Annotated in this window: 16 protein-coding genes and 1 pseudogene; 8 read left to right on the top strand and 9 right to left on the bottom strand. The window is 68.4% G+C overall.

Annotated elements, in window-relative coordinates:
- Window positions 1-466 precede the first annotated feature (466 nt).
- Entirely contained in the window at window positions 467-3,022 is a 2,556-nt protein-coding gene (locus HEP81_RS40030; protein ID WP_190276124.1) for a DEAD/DEAH box helicase, read from the top strand.
- 60 nt (window positions 3,023-3,082) lie between these two features.
- Here HEP81_RS40030 and HEP81_RS40025 read toward each other — a convergent pair whose 3' ends face one another.
- Both HEP81_RS40025 and HEP81_RS40020 read right to left on the bottom strand, forming a co-directional pair.
- The gene (locus HEP81_RS40025; protein ID WP_167739903.1) at window positions 3,083-4,561 is read right to left on the bottom strand and encodes a hypothetical protein; all 1,479 of its coding nucleotides are present in this window, start codon (window positions 4,559-4,561) and stop codon (window positions 3,083-3,085) included.
- Window positions 4,562-4,811: 250 nt separating this feature from the next.
- Window positions 4,812-5,363 (bottom strand): hypothetical protein, encoded by a 552-nt coding sequence (locus HEP81_RS40020; RefSeq protein ID WP_157854711.1) that lies wholly within the window; start codon window positions 5,361-5,363, stop codon window positions 4,812-4,814.
- A gap of 174 nt (window positions 5,364-5,537) precedes the next feature.
- Here HEP81_RS40020 and HEP81_RS40015 point away from each other — a divergent pair, with 174 nt between their 5' ends.
- Complete coding sequence (locus HEP81_RS40015; protein ID WP_157854710.1) at window positions 5,538-6,212, top strand: hypothetical protein; 675 nt, start codon at window positions 5,538-5,540, stop codon at window positions 6,210-6,212.
- Window positions 6,213-6,331: 119 nt separating this feature from the next.
- Window positions 6,332-6,634 (top strand): hypothetical protein, encoded by a 303-nt coding sequence (locus HEP81_RS40010; RefSeq protein WP_011113215.1) that lies wholly within the window; start codon window positions 6,332-6,334, stop codon window positions 6,632-6,634.
- A 66-nt stretch (window positions 6,635-6,700) separates the two neighbouring features.
- Here the strand turns inward: HEP81_RS40010 and mobF are convergent, their stop codons facing one another.
- Entirely contained in the window at window positions 6,701-8,659 is a 1,959-nt protein-coding gene (gene mobF / locus HEP81_RS40005; RefSeq protein WP_190276123.1) for a MobF family relaxase, read from the bottom strand.
- Window positions 8,660-9,102: 443 nt separating this feature from the next.
- Between mobF and HEP81_RS42470 the strand changes: the two genes are divergently transcribed.
- Both HEP81_RS42470 and HEP81_RS39995 read left to right on the top strand, forming a co-directional pair.
- Window positions 9,103-9,291, top strand: a complete 189-nt coding sequence (locus HEP81_RS42470) for a hypothetical protein (protein ID WP_244312138.1) — start codon at window positions 9,103-9,105, stop codon at window positions 9,289-9,291.
- Between the two features lie 495 nt (window positions 9,292-9,786).
- The gene (locus HEP81_RS39995) at window positions 9,787-11,340 is read left to right on the top strand and encodes a pentapeptide repeat-containing protein (protein WP_037664455.1); all 1,554 of its coding nucleotides are present in this window, start codon (window positions 9,787-9,789) and stop codon (window positions 11,338-11,340) included.
- 1,023 nt (window positions 11,341-12,363) lie between these two features.
- Here HEP81_RS39995 and HEP81_RS39990 read toward each other — a convergent pair.
- The 3 genes from HEP81_RS39990 to HEP81_RS39980 form a co-directional block, all read right to left on the bottom strand.
- The gene (locus tag HEP81_RS39990) at window positions 12,364-12,534 is read right to left on the bottom strand and encodes a DUF5670 family protein (RefSeq protein WP_011113206.1); all 171 of its coding nucleotides are present in this window, start codon (window positions 12,532-12,534) and stop codon (window positions 12,364-12,366) included.
- A 124-nt stretch (window positions 12,535-12,658) separates the two neighbouring features.
- Window positions 12,659-12,880, bottom strand: a complete 222-nt coding sequence (locus HEP81_RS39985) for a hypothetical protein (RefSeq protein WP_157854699.1) — start codon at window positions 12,878-12,880, stop codon at window positions 12,659-12,661.
- Window positions 12,877-13,245, bottom strand: a complete 369-nt coding sequence (locus HEP81_RS39980) for a DinB/UmuC family translesion DNA polymerase (protein ID WP_037664452.1) — start codon at window positions 13,243-13,245, stop codon at window positions 12,877-12,879. The genes HEP81_RS39985 and HEP81_RS39980 overlap by 4 nt, the downstream gene beginning before the upstream one ends.
- Window positions 13,246-13,440: 195 nt before the next feature.
- Between HEP81_RS39980 and HEP81_RS39975 the strand changes: the two genes are divergently transcribed.
- Window positions 13,441-14,886 carry an NF041680 family putative transposase gene (locus HEP81_RS39975; protein WP_037664450.1) on the top strand — a complete coding sequence of 482 codons (1,446 nt, stop codon included), beginning with the start codon at window positions 13,441-13,443 and terminating at the stop codon, window positions 14,884-14,886.
- Window positions 14,887-14,894: 8 nt separating this feature from the next.
- Here the strand turns inward: HEP81_RS39975 and HEP81_RS39970 are convergent, their stop codons facing one another.
- Window positions 14,895-15,170, bottom strand: a complete 276-nt coding sequence (locus tag HEP81_RS39970; protein WP_051850781.1) for a hypothetical protein — start codon at window positions 15,168-15,170, stop codon at window positions 14,895-14,897.
- Window positions 15,171-15,423: 253 nt separating this feature from the next.
- Between HEP81_RS39970 and HEP81_RS39965 the strand changes: the two genes are divergently transcribed.
- Window positions 15,424-15,633: a hypothetical protein gene (locus HEP81_RS39965; protein ID WP_037664446.1), complete on the top strand. Its 210-nt coding sequence runs from the start codon at window positions 15,424-15,426 to the stop codon at window positions 15,631-15,633.
- Window positions 15,634-15,897: 264 nt separating this feature from the next.
- Here HEP81_RS39965 and HEP81_RS39960 read toward each other — a convergent pair whose 3' ends face one another.
- Window positions 15,898-16,422: a hypothetical protein gene (locus HEP81_RS39960; RefSeq protein WP_157854698.1), complete on the bottom strand. Its 525-nt coding sequence runs from the start codon at window positions 16,420-16,422 to the stop codon at window positions 15,898-15,900.
- 243 nt (window positions 16,423-16,665) lie between these two features.
- Between HEP81_RS39960 and HEP81_RS42020 the strand changes: the two are divergent.
- A pseudogene (locus tag HEP81_RS42020) lies at window positions 16,666-16,788 on the top strand (IS3 family transposase); the annotation flags it as partial.
- Between the two features lie 305 nt (window positions 16,789-17,093).
- On the opposite strand, the gene HEP81_RS39955 reads toward HEP81_RS42020, so the two are convergent.
- The gene (locus HEP81_RS39955; protein ID WP_037664442.1) at window positions 17,094-17,387 is read right to left on the bottom strand and encodes a hypothetical protein; all 294 of its coding nucleotides are present in this window, start codon (window positions 17,385-17,387) and stop codon (window positions 17,094-17,096) included.
- Between the last annotated feature and the right edge of the window lie 374 nt (window positions 17,388-17,761).

The following is a 17,761-nucleotide window of genomic DNA, read 5'->3' as shown; positions in this document are numbered from 1 at the left end:
AACTCCCGTGCGGGCCAGGCGTGCCACGCTCCGCACGGCCCACCCAGCAGGGCTCACGCCACAAGCAGCAGCAACAGGGAGGGGTGGTGACGGGCAGTCGGGACGGGTGAGGGAGTACGGGGCCGGCCTCTCGGGCGAATGGTGCGGATTGAGGGCCCGTCAAGGCCCCTCGGGGGCTTGCGATAGAGAAAGACTAACAGCTTTCGGCCACGTTCGGGGGAATCTCGGGATTCCGTGTGTCTCTTTTCTAGGACAGGGATAGACTCTGGACTCAGAGCACCCCACCCCGGAGCGCTCCGAGAGGTTTTCGAGATCCACCGCACGGCCCGACCGGTGATCGGTGAGGCAGAGTCACAAGCCGACCGCGCCAGTTCGACCCTAGCTCTCCACAAGCTCTCTAGGTGCAGGTTTCCCGTTTCCCGCCGCTCCAGTCGACCGGACGGCATCCACGAGAAGGCAGACCGATATGTCGACCACTAACCGCGTTGACCAGCGCGAGGCAGCCCAGCGAGAAGCCATTGACGCGGTCGTGCGCGCCCTCGAATTGCCTGCAAGATCACTTGTGCCCGAGCGAGGGCTCCGGACGCAGGTGATCATGGCGACCGGGTCCGGGAAGACCCGGGTGGCGGTCCGCAGCGCGGAGGAGCTCCACGCGGGCCGTGTGCTGGTGCTCGTGCCCTCGCTGGACCTGCTCGCCCAGACCGAGTCCGCGTGGCGCGAGGGCGGCCGCCGGGGGCCGATGATCGGGGTGTCCTCCCTGCGGGGTGAGGAGGTGTCCTTCCCCAACACCACGGACGTGGACGAGTTGGTGGAGTGGACACGGGGCCTGGACAAGGTCACCGTCTACGCCACGTACGCCTCGCTCGGTCTGGGCACGCTGGAGCGGGCGCACGCCGGGGGCCTCGCGGCCTGGGACCTGATCGTGGTGGACGAAGCCCACCGCGTTTCGGGCCGGATCGGGAAGCCGTGGGCGGTCGTCCACGACAACCAGAAGATCCCCTCGTTGCGCCGTCTCTACATGACGGCCACGCCCCGGCTGTGGCAGCTCGGGGACGAGGACGAGGCCGGCGCCCCGGGCGAGCTGGTGGCGAGCATGGAAGACGACCCCGAGGGCCCCTTCGGCAGCCGCTGCTTCACCCTGACCCTCTCGGAGGCCATCGACCGGGGAATCTGTGCCCCCTACCAGGTCGTGTGCGTGGACGTCACCGACACCGCGCTCCAGGCCGCGCAGCTCCTGGGCGCGGAGGGCCGCTCGGCAGAGGTCCGCGGGGCCCGGCTCGCCGCGCTCCAGACCGCCCTGGTGAAGGCGTCTGCGGAGGAGAACTTCCGGCGCACGCTCGTCTTCCACCACGTGGTGAAGGAGGCCGAAGCGTTCGCGGCCGGCCTTCCCGACGTCGCCGCGCAGCTGCACGCCAGCGACCCCGTGCTGTACCCGAAGACGATCTGGGCGGACTGGCTGTGCGGGGACCACAAGCCGCTCCACCGCCGCCGCCTCCTGGGCGAGTTCGCCGCCGGGGTCGCCACGGACGGCACCGTCGTGGAGAAGTGCTTCCTCTGCTCGGTGAAGGTCCTGGGCGAGGGCGTCGACACCAAGAACTGCGACTCCGTGTACTGGGCCGACGTGCGCGGCTCGATGCCCGACCTGGTCCAGGCCGTGGGCCGGGCGCTGCGGATGCAGCCGGGCGAGGGCAAGATGGCCAGCCTGGTCGTGCCGGTCCTGCTCGGGCCGGGCGAGACGGCGGACAACATGCTGACGTCCCGGGCGTTCGGCGGGCTGGCCAAGCTGTTGGAGGCGCTGCGGGCGCACGACGCGCGGATCGTGGAGACGCTCGCGGAGCAGCAAGCCCCGAGCCGCTACAAGCCCGTCAGGAAGGACGAGAGCGGGAAGAGCACGGGCGGGAGCGGCGAGGGCTCGGGGGGCGTCAGTGCCCCCGCCAAGGCCCTGCTGAAGTTCAGTACGCCGCGCGACCCGGCCGCCCTCGCCGCGTTCATCAACCTGCGCGTCCTCAACCCCGAGCACGAGCACTGGCGGCGCGGCGTGGAGGCGGCCGTGATCTACGCCCGCGAACACGGAGACCTGCGCGTCCCGTTCACGTTCCGCGTTCCCGCCGCCGCCGTCGACGGCCAGGAGGCGGAGGGCGCGGTGTGGCCGGCCTCGCTCGCCAACTTCCCGCTGGGGCAGTGGACCGCCGACGCCCGCCGGTTCTACGCCCGCGGCGAGATGGACGAGGACCGCGTCGCGCAGCTGGAGAAGCTCGGCATGATCTGGAGCCATTTCGACGTCGCCTGGGAGGAGGGCCTCACGGCCGCGCGCGGATGGGCTGCCGAGAGCGGGCACCTCCTGGCGCCGCTGGACGCCACCTTCCAGGGCGCGGCGGTGGGCATCTGGCTCAAGAACGCGCGGGCCGCCGCGAGGAAGGCCGCAGAGAACGAGCGTCGGCGCGCGGAGGGTCTGCCGGTGGAGTCGTCGGCCGGGGCGCTGTCGGACGAGCGGCGTGAGCAGCTGGAGGAGATCGACGCCTCTTGGTGCCCGTCGTGGCCGGTGACCTGGCAGCGGGCCTTCCACCTGGTGCGTATGCACCTGGACGCGGGCGAGGCGCTGCCCACCGAGGCGGGCGACGTCCTGCGTCAGGGCGAGGACCTGGGGCGGTGGGTGCAGTCGGTGCGGTACGGGTGGGACGAGCTCACGACCGTGCAGCAGTGGATGTGCGAGCAGGTCCTCGGGATCGAGCCCGCGCCCGAGGAGGAGAAGCCGCAGCGGCCCCGTACGCAGGCCGACAAGTGGGCCCTCAACTACCAGGCCGCCAAACAGTACTACCAGCGCGAAGGACACCTACGGGTACCGAGGAAGCACATCGAACGGATCACCACCGGCGGCAACGGGAGCGGCGGCAGCGGCGACGACCAAGAGGTTCGGGAGCTTCGGCTCGGTGCATGGATCGGAAACCAGCGCTCCCGGGCGGCGACGCTGACACCGGAGCGAATGGAGCTGCTGTCCGCGATCGGGATGCGGTGGTCGTAGTTGTGGAGGCCGGGGAAGAGCCAGGTGAGTGCATATGCTGCATCGCAGGCGGGCATGCACTCACCCATCCTTGGCAGCCTGGCTCTCAAGATCGGCGTGTCTCTTCCACGGGTAGCTGTCCCAGGCCGCATCCAGAATCGCGTTGCGGCCGCCGTTCCGGCCGACGAGAGAAGTATTGAGGGAGTACGTCGACGTCAGGGGGTCCCCGTGTCGTTCGAGGAGGAGCTGGCTTGCCGAGGTGTCCCTCAACGTGACGAGGTGCTCGAGTTCTGTGGCGCTGCAGACGGTGACAGGTATGTCTGTGCTCGGCCGCACTTCCTTCTGGAATGGCGCGTTGGCAGTGTGGAAGGGCTCCATGGTCACAACCAGACCGTGCATAGGCCGGTCTACGGGGATGTGCCTGAAGCTCGGATTTCTATCGGTGATCAGCGCTGCGGTGGTCTCCAACTGCTTGTAGGCGTGCTTGATCTGGCGTAGGGCCGCGCTGGTGCGATCCAGTACGCCGAGCCGTAGCTGTTGGGTTGGCCGCGTGGACTTCACTTCGACAAGCAGGACCAGATCCTCGAAGAGGACGATCCAGTCGACGCTGCGTCGCTCGTCTCGGTAGACGATCTCGGCATGGACCTCCGCGTCGGGAAGCTGGCGCAGCTGGCGTCCTACGTACTGCTCGAACAGGTCCCCGAGCTCCCGGGCGAAGTCGTTCCCGAAGTGGGCCATGCCCATGTAGTACAGACCGAGAGGGCTCCCCTTGGGAATGATCAAGTGTGATGAGGGGGCCAGATAGCCCGTGCCGAAGCCGGACAAGAAGGGGCGCCCTCGCAGCGGGTTGTACTCGAAGTGGCGCAGGTGGGGATCTCGGCTAAGCCGCCGTGCCTCGTTATCGGCTTTGAAGGCCTTCTGGTCGATGACGAAGTGACGCTCAGTAACTTCCCGTATGGTGCGTTCGGGAATGACGGAACAGATCTGCTCCATCTGGGGCTGGCGCAGCCAGGCCGGATCGAAGCGGCCTTCGTTTCGTAGTGCCGACACCTGCAGGAGTTGGGTGACGCCGACATAGTCGGCCAAGGAGCAACCAAGAAGTTCCTCGTCCCATCCGTCGACAAGACATCTCGGTGTACGGGTGGAGGACGTCTGGCTGAACAGGGCGGCGGTCCGGGCAAGATCGTTGAATCCGAACTCCTGGTAGGTGAACTGCTCACCTGAAGTACGCAGCAGCCAGCTGGCGATGGATTCGGTACTACCGTTGTCACGGACCATAAGATCGGTCAACGCCGCGTATGCGGCAAGCATGCTCAGTAGGTCGCGCTCAGTACACCCGCCGTCCCCGCGGTACTCATTTCCGTAGGCAAGGCTGGTGCGAGCGACATCGGCGAGAGCCCACGGCGTGTATTTCCGGGCCGGGCTGTTCCACCATGTGTCGCTGTGCCAGTGAGCTGATGCTGCGGCGATGACGGGCAGCAGGGCACTGGGGCGCTGCTGCCTGACTCGCTGTACGTACTCGTGATCCGTGACCATCCGGTCGTAGAGATATGCCGCCACTGACCAAGCGTGGCTGACTGAGTGGGGCGTTGTCGCAGGATTTTCCCACTCTGAGCCAGCCAGGCGGGCGTCTCCCCCAGCTCCAGCGAGGTGTACGTACTTCAGGGCGTCCCAATCGGTGGCCATGAGGTGGAAGCTCTTGCCGAGTAAGCCAGCTACAGCGGGTGCTCCTCACGGTCCACCTACCACCCTGGCAGCCGCTGCTGACGGGGACCAAGCGCGTCGGCAGCGGCCTCCCTGACTTGTTGGATCACTGCTCCCAGGGGGCTTTGTGCCCCTCGGGATCCAGTGCTGCGGCTGCACGAAGATCCCGTTCATTCCCCTTGGCTCGCTCGCGATCCCAGTACGCAGTCCGCGCGGGATCAGCATCAAGTGGCCGCCCAAGCATCTGATACGTCTCACTCCGTGCGCGAGCATGCCCGTCGCTGGCCCGCGCCTCGACGGCAGCTCGGAGCTGGCGAGCAGCTTCAACCTCCCCAATACGGTGCATATGAGCAAATGCCTGCTTAACGAAGGTCGCGCAGTCCTCCCAGCCCGTGCGTTCTGTCATCTGGTAGGTGGCAATCACCGCAAAGAGCAGTAGTTCCTGAATCCCACCTTGATCGCCCCATACCTTTGGAGCGATTGCCTGCATGACGTAGGCGGCGCCGTAGTCCGCCCTCTCTCTCAGGTTGGGATCACGGCGGGCTTCGACCAGCAGGCCGTAAGCGTGTCCCTCTGGGTCTTCGAGACCAGCGAGCCACTCCTCTACATAGGCACGGAGGTCTCGGCCAGCAACGACGTATTCGTGGTCGTCTGTCACGGGCACTTCCTGTTCGTCTAGTCCCTGTCTACCTGTGCGCACCGCACCGCCATTGTGGCGCTCAGCACCGACAGCGCGGTCGTCCAGAACCACCGCGCTGCGTCAGCACCCGGATCATGCGCGGAAGCGGGAGAGCCATGTGCCGCCGGCCTTCTGCTCGGGCACAGCTTGGTCGTGCTCCTGGTGCTCGGGCCCGGCCTGCTCGACTTGGTGTTCGGCAGTGATGGCGCGCTGCTTGCAGCGGTCGCACAGGTGCAGGTGGGTGTCGCGTGGGGCGCCCCACCCGGAGGGCTCGATGGCCTTCCACCGTTCGTCGGTGAACCGGGTGCCGCAGCCGGCGCACACCGGGCGGCTGGCCTCGCGCTCGGCCTTGTGCTGCGCGGCGATGCGGCGCAGCTCCTCCTGGTGCTCCCGCTGGCGGGCGGCGTACTCGGCCTGCCTGCGGGCGTCGTGGGCTTCGCGGCGCGGGTTGCCCCGAGGAGCGTCTGGTTCTGCGGTCGTCCGAAGCGCCGGAATACCGCTCCGGCCGGGCCGTGCTCCTGGAGCTGCTTCATGCCGGTGACCACGATGGGCAGCGTGCCGTCGTACATGTGGAAGCCGCCGTCGTACGCGGTGCCCTTCCAATGCCGCTCTGTCAGCTCGGCCAACTGCGTGATGACGGTGTTGGGATTGCGGGGGCCGATCCGGTTGAAGACGAGCAGCAGCGGCGGGTGCGGCTGGTCGCCGTGGCGGCACAGGACGAGCGTCATCGACGCGACGAACACCGAGCCGCGAGTCCGGGCTGACCTCGTGAGTGCTTTGGCAAGTGGAATCGGCATGATCAACGCTCATCGGTTACTTGCGCTCTAAACACGGATGATCACGGGCAAGACACCTCCGGTTGCTTCACGGACAAACAATCCATACCGCGGCGAATACGGCTTCAGTGCCGGGCGCCGCGTCGGCAGGCTCCATGAAAGGCGGAAGTCATGAGCATGATCCAGACCGGCAAGGTTCAGCTGAGCTCCTCCAGCGCTGCGGAGACCACCGGGGGTGCCACCTCGACGTTCACCCAGGTCACCTTCCCCTCGCCCTTCCCGGACAACGCGTCGGTGATCGTGGTCCCGTTCGTCCAGACCTTCAACGGCCCGGACACCCCGGGCCTGCGGATCGCGGACGTCACCACCGCCGGCTTCAAAATCCGCATGAATGAACTGGTCGGCGGCGGCAAGGCCATCTCGGACGGCCTCCACACCTCCGAGACGGTCGGCTGGATCGCCAGCACTGTCTGACCCCGCCGCCCGCAGGACCATGCGCTGCCCAGCCCGCACCCGGGGACGCCGCGGCATCGGATGCACTCAATGGCCGGCCTCCCGGCCGCGGTGCGGTCCGGGCTCCTGCGGGCGGTGCGCCCGCTGGTCGTCCGGGCGCACCGGGTGCACTGCATCGGCATCGTCCGGTGCGGTCCAGCGGGCCGCGCGGGCGCGGGCGTCCTCTCCCGCCTTGGTGTACACGTCCTGAAGGTGGCGCAGCCGATCGAGGGATTCCACATCCGTACGGGACGCCCGCACGGCCCGCAGCACCGTCATGTCGATCGCGTCGCGGCGGCCGGGCTTCGGCTCCTGGTCGTCGTGCTCGGGGTCGGCCGGCTCGGGTGCGAGCAACTCCTCGGGCATCGCCGCCTGCTGATGGGCGACGACGTCGTACGCCCGGCCCCGCACGGCGGTCGCGGTGGTGGTGCGCAGCTTCTGCCGGACCGCCGCGCCGGCGAGGACGGCGCGCTCGCACGGGAGCGGGATGCGGGGGATCTCCCACTCCCCCGCGTCCTGGCCCGGGGGCCGGTGCGCGGCCGGCTTGCCTGAATCGGCTGGGCGTTGCCGGTCCGGGTCGGGCGCGGCGGCCGGGGGGCGGGGGCGGGCGGGGAGGTCGGACATGGACCACAGGGCGGTGTAGAGGCGGTAGCCGGCCTCCAGGCCGCGCACGGTCTTCGGCTCGCTGATGTCCAGGCAGTGGGTGGAGATGGCGGCGGCCACGATCTCCTCGTCCAGGCCGGGGTCGCGGCGGCGGCCGCGCAGGACGAGGGCGAGGTAGCGGCGGGCTTCAGCGAGCAGGTGCCGGCGGTGGAAGCGGTCGCCGTCGTTCATGACGAACACCGTCGCGGTGACGTCGACGGCCGCCAGGGCGACGTCGACCACGGCCGCGACGCGGGCCCGGATCGCGGCGGCCGCGGCGCGGGCGTGCTCGAGGAGGGAGTTGATGACGTCGGCGGAGACCTTGGAGGTGAGGATCGCGCTCACCTTCCACCAGGCACGCAGTTGCGCGAGCGGCCGGGTCTTCCGCTTGGGCGGGCGGGTCTTGCGGGCGGCGATCTGGTTCATCTTGGCGCGGGCCCGCTCGGAGACCACGGGCAGGAACCGCGGCTCGCCGTCGTCGTCGACGGCGGTGACGTACTCGTGCTCCAAGTCGGCGAGGCAGGCGGCGATCTGGTCGCTGCGCCGGGCAGTCCAGCAGATCAGCTCGTGGGGCACCCCGGCAATCTCCATCACCGGCCGGCGTCCCGGGGTGACGGTGCGCGGCTCGGTCGCCAGCCCCAGCGTCTCGCAGACCTCCGCGGCCACGATCTCGCTGTAGAGCGCGGAGGCCGCCACGGTGTTCTCGTACAGGGCCGTGGTGTGGATCGAGCCCCACTTCCCGTCCAGGCGCTGCCCCTTCACGGACAGCAGCAGGTGGTCATGGAGCAAGGGGCGGCCGGAGCGCGCCTCGTGGTGGCGGAAGCGGGCGGCGACGAGACCGCCGGGCGGGCGCACCCGGTAGATGCCGTCCTTGCCGTACCGGATCACGGCCACCTCGTCCTCGATCCACTCCAGCACCCGCTCGATCGCCCGCTCGTGCGCGGCCTCGATCACCCGCCGCGTTTCCTCGTCCCCGAATGCCCACAGGAGGTAGATCGTCGGCTGCGGCCGGAAGACGAAGTCCACGCCCGTGACCGTGACCCGGCGTCCCAGGGCGCCCGCCTTGAACGCCTTCTTCGGGGAGTCGCCCGCGGCGAGCCGGTCGGCCTCGATCCGGTCCGCGTACGGGTAGCGGCCCCGTTCGCCGAACAGGTTCCGCAGCTGCGCCTCGGTGACCTCCTCACCCGGCGCCAGCCCGAGCGCGGCAAGCCCCCGGCCCATCCAGCGTCCGACCGGGACCCCGGCTTGCTCCTGGGCGGCGCGCAGCGGTGTGCGGGCCGGGCGGCGGCCGTCACCGACGACGGTCTCGCGGAAGAAGTAGCGGTACATCTGACCGGCCCGGATGACCCTGATGTCGACTGTCATGCAGACCACGCCACACGGCCCTGACCTGCAAGAAAAGGCCGATCAGCAGCACGTCCCGCCAGGCGGGAGCAGTAGCCGAACTTTCTTCTCAGGTGCCCGCCTGGCGGGAAGCGGCCCCGGGCCGGACGCGAATGTCATCGCTCTCCGGCAGCCCTCACATCCCAACTCGAACATGCCAGCAAGCGCCATCGAGCACCACCACACGCCAAGGAAGACACACCACCAACGAGCACCGCCTACAGCGGCCCCCGGCACCCGCCGGGGGCTTCGTCGTGCTGCCCGGAGGACACCACCGTGCCCACCTTCGAGACCTGCCCCCGCTTCACCGCCGACCTCCAGCACCTCACCCCTGCCCAGCGCCAGCGCTTCCGCCGCGTCGTCCTGGACGCCTTCGTCCCCGACCTGCGCACCGGCCGCCAGTTCCGCCCCGGCTTACGGAAGGCGTGCGCCGCGCGCCGGGCGTCTATGAGCTCACCTGGGCACCGGACGGCCGCGCGACGTGGTCCTACGGCCGGGCGGTGGTCGCCGGGCTCACCCACATCGTGTGGCACCGGATCGGGACCCACAGCATCCTGGACCGCCCCCTGGCCGAAGACCATCTCGCGGGCCCACGGCACCGGTTGGCCGCCTGACCGTCCCCACGACCAGCAGGGGCACAGCGTCGCGCACCACGTCGAGCGCGGCTCGTACTCCAACAGCAAGGACGGCGGCAGTCGGCGCACGAACCCCAGGCGAGTAACTGCTGCAGCGGGCCGGGCTTCAGGGGCATCGCATCACGCTGACTGTCGTGCCGCTCGTTGGGAACGACGAAGCCCGTGGCCCCTCGAGGAGCGCGGGCCTCAATGTGTCTCACCGAACGCACCCGGTCGGCCGAAGCAACCGCGCAACTTGTAACCATCTGGTCGACAAGGCAGACCCGGAGCGGTTCAGAGTCGGCGGCCTTCACGCGCACCGTTCGAGGTCGGTCTGCCAGCAACCGCTACTGGGAGCTGGCCGTCTCCATAAGCATGGTTTCCTCCGGCGCTCCCGACCCCACCCCGCCTCCTTGGCAGCACTGCGACTACGGAAACGAGGCGGGAGAGCCAGACGAATGCCACGGCAGCGCCGTCGCACCGTACGGCCGGTGTTTGCAGCATCTTGATGCTGCTACCCGGAGCGCCTACCTCGCGCGCCTGTCCCCTGGCAGCGACATCGATCACCGTGGCACGCATTTAAGCCCGGCCCTGCTCAACGAGCTACTGACCGCGTTGCAGGATCCCGCTACCGGGCGGCCTCAGTTCGGCCACGCATGGTTCGGCATGGCAACGTTCACCGGCGACACCCGGTTCGCCAACGCAATGTTCGCCGGCCAAGCTCAGTTCAGCATGGCGACGTTCACGGACTTGGCGGCCTTTCATGGAGTGTTCTTCGCCAGCAGTGCAGCCTTCGACAGGGTGACGTTCGCCGGCGTTACTTCGTTCGCTCGGGCGACATTCGCTGGCAGCGCTCTGTTCGGCGCTACTTTCAACGACACGGCGTGGTTCGGAGAGGCGACGTTTCACCGCGGCGTCGACTTTCGGGGCTCCGTCTTTGAAAAGGTGACGAATCTCGGGCCGCTGGTCTGCGCTGGGACCGTCAATCTGTCAGTCACGGAATTCCGTGGCCCGATGGCTGCCGAGTTGGCGGCGCACAGGGTGCTGTGCTTCCGCACGCGGTGGGCAGCCACCGCCGCTCTGCGACTGCGCTATGCCACAGTGGATCTCACCGACGCAGTTCTTGAGTACCCGCTCACGATCACGTCGGCTCGCACCGCCTTCGGGAGGTCCCCGGGTGAGATCATGTACGAGGCGCGACTGATGGGCTTGGCCACTCGGGCGCGGGTGGCCTCGGTCAGCGGAACCAGTGCGGCCCATCTCGTGCTGAGCGATCTGGATCTCTCCACATGCCAGTTCGCAGGGACCTTCAATCTCGACCAGCTTCAAATGGACGGCGGTTGTTCTTTCGCCTCGGCTCCGAGCGGTGTGAGGCGCCGCGGAGCCCTGCTGACCAAGTGGACCTCGCGCCAGGCACTGGCCGAGGAGCACCACTGGCGGTTCACTCGCGGGCAGCCCGGCTGGACCGCTGCACCTGGCACTGGCATAAGGGCAGAGCCGGTGGGGCCAGCGGAACTGACCCGAATGTACCGCCAGTTGCGCAAATCGTTCGAAGACGCCAAGAACGAGCCGGACGCCGCGGATTTCTACTACGGCGAGATGGAGATGCGTCGACTGGATCCGGCTCGTCCCCGCGGGGAACGGCGCCTGCTGGCTTTGTACTGGGCGCTCTCCGGCTACGGGTTGCGGGCCTCTCGTGCGCTGGGCTGGCTACTGTCCGCCATGACCGCCACCGTGCTGTTGATGATGCTGTGGGGCATACCCAAGGAGGCGCCAAAGCCGCAGAGCGCCGGGACACTAACCGGCCGACACCTCACCTTCAGAACTGACACCCCCGACCCCGTCTATCCGGCGGGGCCACTTATGGCCCGTCTGACTGAGCAGCGTTTCGACAAATCGTTGCGCATAGTGATCAACTCGGTGGTTTTCCGCTCCTCTGGTCAAGACCTCACCACGGCCGGCACCTATATAGAAATGCTTTCCCGCGTCGGCGAACCCACGCTCCTGGGCCTCGCCGTCCTGGCAGTTCGCGGCCGGGTCAAACGGTAACCGCCAGCCGAGGCGACCGTCTGGTCGCTGTATGGCTTCGCAGTTGGGAGAGAGGGTGTCTCAGGAGACACAGCGAAGTCTGGAGAAGGACGGATTCCGGGCGCTGTTCTCCGTCGATGCGGGCCGGGTCATGCTGCGCTCCAGGCGCGGCACCGAGTGGCGGCGTCGTTTCCGGAGATCGCGGCCGGGGCAGCGCAGCTCCCGGATGCGACGGCCCTGGACGGCGAGCTGGTCGTCTGGGACGCCGCGGGCCGCCTCGCGTTCGAGCGGCTGCAGAACCGGCTGGCCCGGCGCGGTGCCGGAGCGGCACGAGCGGCGCAGGAGTGGCCGGCCCACTTCGTGGCGTTCGATCTGCCGCGGTTGTCCGGGACAGAGACAAACGAGCGGGTCGCCGACCCTGGTCGAGCCGAAGGCGCGGCGAGCGCCTCCACGAAGGCGTCGTGCCGGCGGCGGTCCACGATCAGCGCCCGTGATCTCTCGCCCACCATCGGAGAGAACGCCGAGACGCAGCGACCCCGCCACCGACGGGGGACGGTGGCGGGGCCTGGCATCAGTGTGCCCCGGACCAACCGCCGCACACGGCCTGGACTCCCGCTCTGATCCTGCAACCGCGGCGGGGCTGGGCGCATCGGGATGAGCCACGTGTCACTGTCATCGCCGTCTGCTGTCGGCGGCGGTCACGCATACAGGCGGCTGCTGTCGGGGGCGCACGCACCGCCGGTCGATACGTCAACTTCACGTGACGTCTGCCCTCGCCGGCATCGCGCGGGAGGTCGGGGTCTGCGCTCCGACTGCGTCGGAGGTCCTCGCGCGCAGCGACCCCGCAGACAGGAGGAGCAGGGTTCCACTGCTGGGTCCGCGGGGCCGGTGCATCACTCACATACCCTGCGGTGCATCCGATACGCCCGATCCCTCCCAACCTCTCGCACAGGGAAGCCTTTTACGCGAGTGGGGTCCGGCCGTATCCGGCCGGACCCCACTCACTCTCGCGTGGCGCGCTCAACGCACCCTGCCGTCTATCGGCTACCAGCGGTACCAGCGGCCCTTGCGGCCACCGCTGTCCGCAGTGCGGACGACAAAGCCCAGCAGCCACACGACAAGCACGATCACCGCGATCCACCACAGCGCCTTCAGCGCGAAACCCGCACCGAAGAGAATCAGAGCCAGCAGAAGAACCAGAAGCAGGGGAACCATCGTTATCAACCTCCTGGCCACCGGATGCCCTTACCTCAAGCCGTCAAGCCCGCGAAACGAGAGTTATTTCCGCGCGGTCCGGGGCATATGCGCGAGCCGACGCGCCATGCCTCCTTCCCCCTGCCTAGCCGTGGGCGGGCCAGGCAGCCAGCACCTCACACGTCTCCTCGTCGGTGAGGACGAGACGGGCGCCGGGCATGTCGCCGTACTCGCCGATCCAGCGCCGGAACTTGTCCCGCGCGACCGCCTCACTGCCCCACCAGCCCTGCTGCACCGGCCGGAGGCTGGTGGCGAGCAGCAGGTGGTAGCGGCCCATGCCGGCCATACGCGCGGGGAATTCGGTCATGAGGCGCGCCGGGCTGGCATGGCCGCGGCGGGGCCGACCGCGTCGGGGCCGAACCTGTGACGGATGCGGTCCATGGCGTCTTCGGCGACGAGCCGGGCTTCGCGCGTCCGGTCCAGGCTGATCTGCTGTGCGACCCGGCCGGCGGCGATCAGGTCGTCGCCCTTGAGGGCGAGACCGGTGAGGCGGGCGCGTTGCAGGCCAGTGGCGTCCATCAGCTGGTAGGCCGCCGTGCGCAGGTCGTCTTCGTGGGCGGAGGGTTCGGGCAGGCGTCGGGTCTTCTCCCAGCCGGTGCCGTCCGAGTGCAGCGCTTTCAGGACGGACTCGCCAGGCATGGTCGCGGCGTCGGCCGCCCGGCTCGTCGACAACTCCGTCGAGGGCGTCCTTGAGGACGCCGTCCCGTGTGACGGGACGCGACCTGAGCTTGTTCTTTATGGTCTGACCTCGAACGATGCGCCGAACGTGCTCGCTCGAACGAGGATTCCGGGAACATGAACACGGCCTTCGTCTGATCCTGTGCTCCGACGAAAGATGCACTTGACCAGTACGAAGGCCGTGGGGGAATGAGTCTGCTGCATCACGATGTCCGGCGGGATGCGTTCGCGGTGGCGTCACACTTCCGAGACGACTTCTTCGACTCCCTGACCGTGCGCGGGGACACGCTGTTCGAGCTGACCGACGCCCTGTTGTGTGCGGACGGGCCGGTGAAGGCGCCGGTCGACCTCACGCTGACCGCCGAACACCGGCGCGGGCACGGCGCGATGTACGAAGCCTTGAACGGCGGGAACGTCGATGTGCCGCGGTTGCGGCAGGTGCTGGCCGGGCTGCCGCAGCCCGAGGCCGCCGACGGGCGCCTGGTCCTGGCGGTGGATGTCACCCACTGGCTGCGGCCGGACGCGCCGACCAGTGCGGACCGCTTGTTCTGTCACGTCTACGGCCGCAGCGGACGCTCCTCGGACCAGTTCGTGCCCGGCTGGCCCTACTCGTTCATCGCCGCGCTGGAGTCGGGCCGGACCTCGTGGTGTCAGATCCTGGACGCGCTGCGGCTGGGGCCGGCCGACGATGTTGCCGAGGTCACTGCCGCCCAGGTCCGCCGGGTGGTCACCGACCTCATCGAGATGGGGCGTTGGAAGCCGGGTGACCGCGACATCCTGGTTGTCTTCGATGCCGGATACGACGCTCCGCGGATGGCCCATCTCCTGGCCGGACTACCGGTGGAGGTCCTGGGGCGGATGCGCACGGACCGTGTGATGCGCAAGCCGGTTCCGGTCCCGTGGATCTCTCCGCCACAGGGAGGACGCCCGCCGAAGCACGGCAAGGAGTTCCGCTTCGCCAAGCCTGATTCCTGGGGCGATCCGGACGCGGAGACCGTGCAGGTCACCGACCGCTACGGCACCGCTCGCGTGATGGCCTGGGACCGCATTCACCCGAGGCTGACCACACGCTCGGCATGGATCGACCACACCGGCGAACTCCCGGTCATCGAAGGCACGTTGATCCATCTGGAGGTCGACCGTCTGCCCGGCGGCCACGATCCACTGCCGGTCTGGCTGTGGTCGTCGGCGACCGGCATGTCGGGTGAGGACGTCGATCTGCGCTGGCAGGCGTTCTTGCGCAGGTTCGATCTGGAGCACACCTTCCGGATGATCAAGCAGACGCTGGGCTGGACCCGCCCGAAGCTCCGCACGCCCGCGGCGGCGGACCGGTGGACCTGGCTGATCATCGCCGCCCACACCCAACTCCGCCTCGCCCGGCCCCTGGTCGCCGACCTTCGCCGTCCGTGGGAGAAGCGGGCGGACCCGGGCCGACTCACCCCGGCCCGAGTCCGCCGGGGGTTCAGGAACCTCCGCCCGAACCTGCCCTGTCCGGCCCGTGCGCCAAAACCCAACCGGCCCGGCCCCGGCAGGCCGCTCGGCTCGAAGAACCGGCGCCCCGCCACCCGCTACGACGTCGGCAAGACCACCAGACGCCCCGAAAGCATCACCGAACGCGACCAGCTCAGACGCTGAACACGGCTTCAGAAGGGAACGACCAGCCCGGCTTCTCGCAACCCAAGCAATGCCTTGCCCATGCACTCGGCGGCCGAGGCCCCATCGGCCCTCATCCCACCATCCAGGGGCCCACCAGAGGCTGCGAATGTCCACGCCGGCTGACCGTCACGCATCCGCTCCGCGTCGACTCGGATCATGGCACCTACACCCTGCTCGCCGAGCCACTCCAGGATGAGCATCGTCGCGTCCTCGACGCCGCTGTCCAGATCCACCTTGGGCCGTCGCCCCATTCCCTTGGCCATGGCCACAACCCTACTCAGGGGCTGGATTGGCCTTGTCGCACGCTTTCAGGCGGCTCAGACCATAAAGAACAAGCTGAGAGCCTGTTTTTAATCTATGCCGGTCTGTTTACCCAGGTCAGGAGCCGAACGGCGCGAGGATGCGGGCATGGGGGGCTATTGGGTCGGTTTTTTCGGGGTGCCGGCTTGCCAGCCACCCGTCATGGGTAGATCGACGCGGGTCGGCACCGGGCCGGCCGAGAGGGAAGGTGGACACATGACCGACGAGCAGCCCCACGCGAACGCCAAGGGGCCTGCCCCAATCGTCCGGCCGGTGAACTACCAGGCCCGAAGGCAGGAGCTTGAGAGCAAGGTCTCTGACCTCTCGTCCTCCCTGAACGAGTTTCAGGAAGCCCCCGTTGAGATCAGGCAAGAGGTCGCGGCGGCCCTGCGCCCGATCGTTGCGTGGTACGAAGAGCTGACGTAGCCCCTGCCTAAGTTGTGCCGGTAGCCCAACGCCCTGGTGCAGGCCGTCCAAGGTCCGTACCAGAGCGGAGTGTTGTGAGTGCCAGGCGCTGAACCCGCATGTGGAGGGTCAGCACCGCCACGGACGAGAAGATCCGCACAAGTGCCAGCCTGTTCGTCGCCACCCCCTTCCTCGGCTGGGGAACCGACGAAATGCGCTGTCTGGGGTGACGGAATGCGGCTTCGCCCGGTGCCCGCCTGGCCGGGTGGTGCGGCTCGCGGCAGGCTAAATGTCGCCGACGGCGAACTCGTTGATCGTCGAGGCGTAGCTGGTGAGACCGGCCGAAGCGCAGGCTGCACTGATCTCGATGAGGTTGCTGGTGGTCCGGCCGTTGGCGCGGGCGTAGCCGCCGGCGAAGCCGCCGGTGGCGCTCCCGCCTTCCAGGGAGAAGGACCGTTCGTCGCCGCGGAAGATCGACTGGTCGATGACCGTCTTGGTTCCGTCGTTCCAGTTGATGGTGGCCTTGACGTAGCCGGGCCCGAACGGTCCGGGGCAGTTCGCGGTGAGGGAGGCTTCGAGCTTCACCGCTCCGCCGGTGATCTCCGGGTGTTGGCTGGAAGAACATGTTCCCATCTCGCCGCTGGCGGACATCCGGACCGTGCTCCTGAAAAAGGTGGCGCCGGGGTTGAACTGCACCGTGAGGGAGCCGCCGTGGCAGATGATGTCGCCAATGTCGGAAGGGCCCGCGGCCGACGCTGTGCCGAGGGGGGACAGAGCGATAACCGCGGCTGCTGCGACCGTCGCCTGCATGAGAGGACTGCGCACGTGAAGGGCCTCATTCCACTTCTGAGATGGGAGCGAACACGACAAAGCGAACACTCTTCCGCTTGCACCAACCAGAGCCACGCCAGCAGCCGCCCGAAGCCTCACCTGAACGGCAGAGATGGTCGGGGAATCTCCACCGTTCAACGCGGGAAATCCACACGCCGCATCACGCGAAGCAGCAGGTCAGCGAATTCCGCCGGTTGGCCCGGCGACAACCGGCCCTGGCCATCCAGAGCCGCTGCCCACACCGCGATATTCGAGTGGATCGAGAGCTGGTACAACTTGCACCGGCTTCACAGCAGCCTCGGCTACCGCAGCCCCGCAGAATACGAGACAGCCTTGGCGGCCTGACCAACACACCAACGGTGTCCGTCAAAGCGGAACAAGCTCAGTCCGGTTGCTGCTGGCAATCCAACGCCACCGATGACCTCTTGTGCAGCAAGGGTTGGTTCCACAGGATGTCCGCGCACCCGGAGCCGCGGCACAGCCGGGCGGAGTCTGCCTCGTTGGCGAACAGCAGCCCGTCCTCGTCCGGGCGGCCCACGGGTCGGCCTCTCTGTCCTTGTACACCTCGATAGCGGCGAGGCGGGCCCGCTGCCGTACGCCAGGCTCGCGTACGGCAGCGGGCCGAGCAGTACTGCCGTGAGTGTCGGCTCCTAGTAGAAGGCGACCGACCAGGCGTGCGGCACCGTACGGACGTAGGTCGGCAGCAGAATGTCGACGAGGTCCTTGCAGGCCAGGTCCGAGTACACGTAGGCGATGCTGTCGGTGGCGTTGACGATCGTGGCGGGGTCGCCTGGCCAGTTGCTCGCGTGGCAGCCCGTGGGGTTCTCCCAGCGGCCACCGTTGAAGATCAGAACTCCGTTCGCGGCCGAGGCCGACTGAGTCGCACCGAGCGTGAGCGCAACACTCGCGCCGAGTACTCCGAGTGCGGTGGCAAGACGCCGCATACACATCTCCCTTGAATCGAACCCTCGGTGCCGCCCCGCGCCAGAGCGGCGGGACGGCACCTGGACGATCCGAGCCTGCCGGGCACCCCGTCCGCGCCGCCACAATATCCAGGTACTTCGGGACGCTGGAACGCGGAAACACCCGGTGACCAGGGCAGCCGCAAGCAGGCTGGAACGCGGGCTGGAACGCCTGGGCGCTCCATCAGTCCCCCTGGCGGACAGGGCACTCGGGATCGGCCTGCCGACGCCCTGACCTCGGCCGGGGGGGATCTGTCTCTGGGCGGCGCGAGATGCTGGTGCCCCCTGCTAGCCGGTCGCCTCTGCGGTCCGGGCCGGGCGTCGAGGTTGCGTCGGCCCTTGGTGCCCGGTTGCCG

The organism is Streptomyces griseofuscus (assembly GCF_014673495.1).
Taxonomy (GTDB): Bacteria; Actinomycetota; Actinomycetes; order Streptomycetales; family Streptomycetaceae; genus Streptomyces; species Streptomyces murinus.
This window is presented reverse-complemented; position numbering and strand designations above follow the sequence as displayed.